The sequence below is a fragment of the Rhodococcus sp. P4_B6 genome (assembly GCF_056402215.1).
This window is the reverse complement of the sequence record NZ_JBFUHV010000036.1, coordinates 65,360-72,352: the sequence shown is the minus strand read 5'-3', so window position 1 is coordinate 72,352 and position 6,993 is coordinate 65,360. Positions and strand designations below refer to the sequence as shown.

The 6,993-nt window shown below is 68.0% G+C and carries 6 protein-coding genes and 1 pseudogene; 1 reads left to right on the top strand and 6 read right to left on the bottom strand.

Annotated features, from left to right (window positions below; all coding sequences use genetic code 11):
* The 6 genes and pseudogenes from AC1DWT_RS19375 to AC1DWT_RS19350 form a co-directional block, all read right to left on the bottom strand.
* The coding region (locus tag AC1DWT_RS19375) for an MlaD family protein (protein ID WP_477921844.1) at positions 1-480 on the bottom strand (480 nt) is incomplete at its 3' end.
* Positions 477-1,529 carry an MCE family protein gene (locus AC1DWT_RS19370; protein ID WP_477921842.1) on the bottom strand — a complete coding sequence of 351 codons (1,053 nt, stop codon included), beginning with the start codon at positions 1,527-1,529 and terminating at the stop codon, positions 477-479. The genes AC1DWT_RS19375 and AC1DWT_RS19370, both read right to left, overlap by 4 nt.
* Positions 1,529-2,389 (bottom strand): MlaE family ABC transporter permease, encoded by an 861-nt coding sequence (locus AC1DWT_RS19365; protein ID WP_477921841.1) that lies wholly within the window; start codon positions 2,387-2,389, stop codon positions 1,529-1,531. Before AC1DWT_RS19365 ends, AC1DWT_RS19370 begins: the two co-directional genes overlap by 1 nt.
* The gene (locus AC1DWT_RS19360; protein ID WP_072945674.1) at positions 2,389-3,198 is read right to left on the bottom strand and encodes an MlaE family ABC transporter permease; all 810 of its coding nucleotides are present in this window, start codon (positions 3,196-3,198) and stop codon (positions 2,389-2,391) included. The genes AC1DWT_RS19365 and AC1DWT_RS19360 overlap by 1 nt, the downstream gene beginning before the upstream one ends.
* Positions 3,199-3,264: 66 nt before the next feature.
* Positions 3,265-4,857 (bottom strand): fatty-acid--CoA ligase FadD5, encoded by a 1,593-nt coding sequence (gene fadD5, locus AC1DWT_RS19355; RefSeq protein ID WP_477921840.1) that lies wholly within the window; start codon positions 4,855-4,857, stop codon positions 3,265-3,267.
* A 116-nt stretch (positions 4,858-4,973) separates the two neighbouring features.
* Positions 4,974-5,456, bottom strand: a pseudogene (locus tag AC1DWT_RS19350) (enoyl-CoA hydratase-related protein).
* Between the two features lie 275 nt (positions 5,457-5,731).
* Here AC1DWT_RS19350 and AC1DWT_RS19345 point away from each other — a divergent pair.
* Positions 5,732-6,970, top strand: a complete 1,239-nt coding sequence (locus tag AC1DWT_RS19345; RefSeq protein WP_072945672.1) for a TetR/AcrR family transcriptional regulator — start codon at positions 5,732-5,734, stop codon at positions 6,968-6,970.
* Positions 6,971-6,993 lie beyond the last annotated feature (23 nt).

Below are 6,993 nucleotides of genomic sequence, written 5' to 3'. Positions count from 1 at the left end.
GACCTGCTTCGGGTCGATCGCGTCGAACAGCGGCTTGAATCCGTTGAAGAGACTCGTGAGATCGAGTGCGGGCGACGTCCGGTCGAGCGGAATCGTGTCGCCCTCCGCGAGGGTGCCCTCCTCGCCCGACGAACCGGCCGCGAGATCGAGATACCGGATCCCTAGCAGGTCGCCGTATCGGATCGCGACTGTCGTGCCGGAAGGCAGAGTCTGATCGCGCTGCACCTCGAAATTTACCAGGGCGGTGGCGCTTCCGGCGTCGCCGTCGACGATGTCGACCGAAGCCACCCGTCCCACCCGCACACCGGCGATGGTGACGTCGCTGCCGGCAGTCACCCCCTGGGCGTCGGTGAACAACGCCTTGTACGCGACGGTCGGTCCCTCCACCGGCACCCGCAGTGTGTTCACCACGAGGACCGCGGAGAGAATTCCGAAGACGGCGAAGACCGCCAGTTTGATTGCCGAGTTCCGGACGCTCATCCTCCGCCACCGCCCCCGCAGTTCGGTCCGTTCAGGCCGGGGTACCGCGGGCAGTCGGACGAGCTGTAGGGCCGCGGGTTCGACAGGTCGGCGGCGACCCGCACCGCGAACGTACCGGTGGAGAAGACGGCGGCGCCGGCGTCACCGAGCGGACCCGCCTCGTCCAGCGTCGCCCGCAGCAGGTCGGACTTGCCGGCCATGGTGCCCAGGGTCGGTGAGACATTCAGTGCCACCGCGATCATGTTGTCCGCGTTCTGCTCCAGGACGTCGCCGGAGTTCCTCGTCACGACGAGGGAGGCGGCGAGGAAACCGGTGAAGCTGCCGGTGTTCTCGACGAGGGTGTTCGACAGCGACACCGCCGCGTCCATGCTTGCGAGGACGTCGGGTGCGGCCGTCGCCAGCTGTTCGCTGATCCGTGCGATCTGCGGCGCGCGCTCCGCGAGGGAGTCGACGAGAGGCGCGGTCGACTGCGCCACCGTGTGGAGGCTGTCGATGGTGTGCCCCAATTGTTCGCCGCGCCCGCGCAATGCGTCGGCGACGGCGCTGAGCGCGGCCTGCATCTGCTCGGGCTTCACCCGGGACACCAGGTCATAGACCTTCGAGTACAGGTCGTACATCTGGACGGTCTCGGCCGACGTGTCAGGTTGCAGCCGGGCACCGGCCTCGAGCCGCGCACCGCCGGTTCCCGCGGTGGACACCAGCTCGACGGTCTGGTCGCCGAACAACGTGCGGGGCACCACCCGCACCTGGACGGACGCCGGGATGTGCTGCATCTGTTCGGGGCGGAGACTGATGTCCATGCCCGTCTCGTCCTGTCCGGGGTCGACGCTCGACACGGTGCCGACGGTTGCGCCCTTGTAGGACACCGTGGTGTGCGCCTTCACCGCACCGGCGTCCGCCGGAAGCGTCGCCGTCACCACGGGGTCGGTGACGATCGCACCGGTGCCGAAACCGACCAGCAGCGCCGATCCGACGGCCAGGACCGCCACTCCGATCACACCCCGCACCGCGAGGGCACCGTTGCCCGGACCTCCCGGGCGACCGCGCATCACGGCAACCCCAGAGCGGGGGCGGAGGGGACGAGACCCCACAGGGTGAGCGTCAGCAGCAGGTCGACGATGCCGATGGCGAGGATGCTGGTACGCAGCGCGCGCCCGGCCGCCCGGCCGACGCCCTCGGGCCCGCCGTAGGCGTGATACCCGTACGAGCAGTGCACGAGCGCGATGATCGTCGCGAACACGATCGCCTTCACGAACGAGTACGCGACGTCGGTGGGCGTGAGCATGAGGTGGAAGTAGTAGTCATAGGTTCCGGCCGACTGCCCGCTGAACGTGACGATCACCAGTCGCGAAGCCAAATAGGACGACAGCAGCCCGACGACGTACAGCGGCACCACACAGACCAGGCACGAGACCAGCCTGGTGCTCGCGAGGAACGGCAGCGACGGGATCGCCATCGCGTCCAGCGCGCTGATCTCCTCCGAGATGCGCATCGCGCCGAGCTGTGCGGTGAACCCCGTCCCGACCTTCGCGGCGAGCGCGATGCTGGCGATGACGGGCGCGAGTTCGCGGGTGTTGAGGATCGCGGACAGGAGCCCGGACAGCGACCCCATTCCGAGCAGGTCCAGTCCGCGCAACCCCTCGATGCCCACCTGCGTCGCCGCGACCGCGGACATCGCGAAGACGACTCCGATCGCTCCGCCGCCGGCGAGCAGGGTCGCACCACCGAAACTGATGTCGCCGATCTGCCGCATGATGTGCCGCCAGTACTTTACGACCGCGAGGGGGACGCCTGCGATCACGCTGCCGTAGAACGTGAATTCCCGGCCCAGTCCCGTCATCAGTTCGAGGGGCTGCCGGACCCTGGACCGCACCCAGTGTGCTGCGGGCGATCGGATACTCACGACCATCAGTAACCACCTACGGGGACGACGAGAACGGAATAGAGCTGACTGAGCACGGTGTTGACGATGAACACGAGGATGAAGGCGAGCACGACGGCCTCGTTCACGGCGTCGGCGACACCGCTGGGTCCGCCTTTGGCGTGCAGCCCTTTGAAGCTGGCGACGAGCGCCGACGTCACCGCGAACGCCATCGACTTGACGAGGGCGACCACGAAATCCGACAGCCGCGTGTACTGGGACAGTGCCGCGAGAAAACTTCCCGCCGAACTGTTCTGGACGACCACCTGGAAAAGGAAGCACGCCGACACTCCGACGGCGGTGACCATGGCGCAGAGTGCGACACCGACCAGCACCGCGGCGAGCACCCGCGGAACCACGAGCCGCTCGATCACATCGAGTCCGAGGACCTCCATGGCCTCGACCTCTTCGCGGATCGTGCGCGAGCCGAGGTCCGCGCAGATCGCGGACCCGCCCACCCCGGCCAGCATCAGCGCACAGACCAGCGCGGACGCCTGCCCGACGATCACGAACCCGACGACCGCCCCCGTGTACCCCTCGGCGCCGAGCTGACCGGCGAGGCTGCCGATCGTGACGGCGATGAGGACTCCGATGGGGATCATCAGCAGCAGGGCCGGCGCCGACGTGACCGAGGCGATCCGCCAGGCCTGGTCCAGCAGTTCCCGCCAGGCCAGTTTGCGCCGCACCAGAACTCGGACGGCGGCCACCGTGGTCGCGATCGAGAACCCGATGAGCGCACCGACTTCGTTGGCGAAATGGCTGACGGGCCCTTTGGCGGGTGGCAGCTGGAATGTCACGCGGTCCTCCCCCGGTGCCGGTCACCTGCGATCGGTGACCGGCGTCGAGCAGTATGGGAATCGGGGTCAGACGACCGCGACGTCGTGTGCGCCGTGGGCGTTTCGAAGCTCACCCTTGACGACCTTGCCGCTGGCATTCCGGGGGAGGGCGTCGACGACGACGACGTCTTTCGGATGCTTGTAACGGGCCAGTTTGTCTTCGAGCCACGCGGCGAGTTCGTCGACCGTCAGATCGTCGCCGTCGTCGTCGAGCGCCACGATCGCCACGGGCACCTCGGTCCACTTGGGGTGGGGCCTGCCGACCACGGCGGCCTCCCGGATCCTCGGATGCCCGAACAGGACGTTCTCCACCTCGGCGCAGTAGATGTTCTCGCCGCCGGAGATAATCATGTCCTTCTTGCGATCCACCACGTAGACGAAGCCTTCCTCGTCCTGCCGCACCAGGTCGCCCGAGTGGAACCACCCGCCGGCGAACGCGTCCGCCGTCGCGGCCGGGTTCTGCCAGTAGCCCTGCATCATGGTCGGGCCGCGGTACACGATCTCGCCCACGGTGCCGGGGGCGACGTCGTTCATCTCGTCGTCGACGATCCGCGTCTGGATGGTCGGGACGGGCTTGCCCACCGAGCCCAGCTTGCGGATCGCGTCGTCGCCGTCGAGCACGCACGTGATCGGGGACATCTCGGTCTGCCCGAACACCGCCACGACGAGAGCCTTCGGGAAAGTCTCCGCCATGGCGCGCAGGACGGTGTCCGATGCGGGTGCGGCACCCCAGCTGATGACGCGGAGGGCGAGGTCGCGGCCCGCGGCAGTGGGGTCGGCGCAAACGGCCTGCCACTGCACCGGAACGAGGAACACCGTGGTGATGCGCTCGCGCTCCCACACGTCGAGCATCTCGGTAGGGTCGAACGCCTTGAGGGGGTGGATCACGGTCGTGGCGCCGAGCATCAGCATCGGGGCCACCGAACCGAGGGCGGCGACGTGGAACACCGGGGACGCGAGGAACCCGACGTCGTCGCCCCTGTCGTAGCGCATCGCCCGGATGCAGGTGATGGACTGCCCGACCATGTTCGAGTGCGACAGCACCGCACCCTTGGGTGTTCCGGTCGTGCCGGAGGTGTAGAGGATGAGCGACGGCGTGTCCTCCGGCAGGTCGACGGGGGCGAAGGCGGGACCGTCTTCCGCGACGAGGTCCTCGTAACCGAGAACGTCGCCCTCGGTCTCCGCGCCCATGACGATCGCGAGGCCGAGATCGGGAACATCTTGCCGCACAGCGGAAACGAGAGGCGCGAGCGCGGGCTCGGTGACGACGGCTCGTGCGCCCGAGTCCCGTGCGATGAAGGCGACCTCGGGCGGTGTCAGCCGGAAGTTGACCGGGACCGCGATCGCGCCCAGCGCGTTGATCGCGAGCACCGCCTCGAAGAATTCGGTGCGGTTGAGCGTGAGCAGCAGGACGCGGTCGCCGAAGTTCACCCCGCGCCGGGACAGCGCCGCCGCGAGGGCCTGCGAACGCTCGTGCAGTTCGCGCCAGGACGTGCTCTGCCCGAGATGGCGGAACGCGGGATGGCCGGGCTTCGTCCGGGCGTGGGTGGCAACCCAGTTGTTCCAGTGGTTGCGGCGGGATTGCAGTGGCTGCGTGAGCGTCTCGCTACGTGATGACATGTGGTGGTGGTCCCTTCGCTGTACTCGAGTTCGCCCCTCGGGCCCCACACGGAGGCTGTGACGAGTATTACAGATGTCGACGTCTATCGAAACGGTCTTGTTAACCACAATTCGCATCAGCTGCCGAAGTTCGGAGCACGTTTCGTGAGCATGGCGGTGACCCCCTCGGCGAAGTCCGGCGACTGGAGCAATTCGGTCTGGCCGGCCTTTCGCGGCCCAGCGCCGGGTCCAGTTCCGTCAGCGTGGTCGCCGTGAGAGCCTGCTTGGTCAGCGCGATGGCCCTGGCCCTGGCCCTGCCGATCGAGGCGGCGATCAGCGCGCTCCGGCGGCGCCTCCCGGCCGCCCGCTGCGGCCGCCGCCGCGAGATCCGCGCCGGTGCAGAATGCCGCGCCCGCACCCGAGAGGACGACGACGCGGACGGCAGGATCCGCCGGCGCGCCTTCGAGCACGTCGCCGAGTGCGGTCATGTGTGCCAGATCGAGTGCATTCATCCGGTCGGGCCGATCGATCGTGATCCGGAGGATCCCGCCGTCCACGACCACCCGGAGACCGTCGGCTGCGACGGCGGGGACGGTCGACAGTTGCCGTGGTGCACTCATGACGCCAGCTACCTCCGAGGGAATCGACCTGCGAGGCCGGGGGAAGGCGGGCGACGGAAGAAGCCATCGTCGCACGCGAATTGTTGTTAACTTATTAGTGTCGTTCGGTACGTGTCAATACCTCTCGGAACACTTTTCGTACTGTCTTACTGGCGATTCATCGAGACGCCGGGCGAACACTCCAGCGCAGGGTGACCATCCGAGGCTCGTCGGTGCGGGAGTCTCGGTTAAGATGACCGGCAGAGGAATTGGCAGACGACTGCCCACTACTGGAGGTGACCGTGGCCCGGACCAGCACGGCGGCCGGTGCCGCGACCGACCGGCCGATCCGCCGCCGCCCCAAGAATCGCAAGGCCCAGATCGCGAACGTCGCAGCCGAAGCCTTCAGCGAGCGCGGCTACCATGCGGTCGGTGTCGACGAGATCGCTGCCACCATCGGCATTTCCGGTCCCGCCCTGTACCGGCACTATCCCAACAAGTACGCGCTGTTCGTCCACGCGGCGACGACGACGGCCGACGCGCTCCAGGCAACCGCGGACGGCGCACGGGGCGGCGTCGCCGACCTCGAGCCCGGGGACCGACTCGACCATCTGATCTCCGCGCTCGTCGCAATCAGCATCGAGAACCGCAAGGTCGCCGGGCTCTACCGCTGGGAGGGCCGGTACCTCGAGGCCGACGATCGCACCCGCATCCGCGACGTCTTCGTGCACGTCACGCAGTGCGTGGCCGCGCCGCTGCGCGAGATTCGCCCCGAACTCACCGCCGTCGACGCGACGACGCTGGGGGCGTCGACACTGAGCGTGATGGCGAGCATCAGCGCACATCGCACCACCCTCGCGACGCGCCGACTCGACGCGCTTCTGAAGTCTGCCTGTGAATCGATCCTGCGCGCGACACTGCCTCCCGCCGTCCCGACCGAAGGAGAGAACGCAGGCGCAGGTGCGGTGCGCGGCCTGGCCGTGACGTCCAAGCGTGAATTGCTCATCAACGAGGCCGTCAAGATCTTCGACCGGCACGGCTACCACGACTCGAGCATCGAAGAGATCGGCGCCGCGGCCGGCATCAACGCGTCGAGCGTGTACCGCCACTTCCCCAGCAAGGCAGATCTTCTCGCAGCGGTGTTCTACCGCGCGTCCGACCGGCTGGCCGTAGCCACCTCGGCGGCCTTGTCGGCCGCCACCGGCCCCGAAGATGCGCTCCGCAAACTCGCCGAGTCGTACCTGGAACTCTCGTTCGGGAACCCGGAAGTGCTGTCGGTCTACTTCGCGGAGATCGGGAACCTCCCGAAGAACGAGCGCACCAATCTCCGCAACGTGCAGCGCCTGCACGTCGAGGAATGGGTCCACCTGGTGACCGCCGTGCGGTCCGAACTCTCGGCGCCGGAGGCACGGTTTCTGGTGCACGCGGCGCTGGGGCTGGTTCTCGACATCGGCCGACTGGTCCACTTCGACACCCGCGAGGAGTCGCGTGCCCGGCTCCACACCCTGATGACGGCCGTGCTGCTGGGTCACTGAGCATGTGCCCCTGGGCGAATCGC

Coding starts and splice junctions, on each gene's coding strand:
- fadD5 (WP_477921840.1), bottom strand. CDS start 4,857: ATGTCATCACGTAGCGAGACGCTCACGCAGCCACTGCAATCCCGCCGC.
- AC1DWT_RS19370 (WP_477921842.1), bottom strand. CDS start 1,529: ATGCGCGGTCGCCCGGGAGGTCCGGGCAACGGTGCCCTCGCGGTGCGG.
- AC1DWT_RS19365 (WP_477921841.1), bottom strand. CDS start 2,389: ATGGTCGTGAGTATCCGATCGCCCGCAGCACACTGGGTGCGGTCCAGG.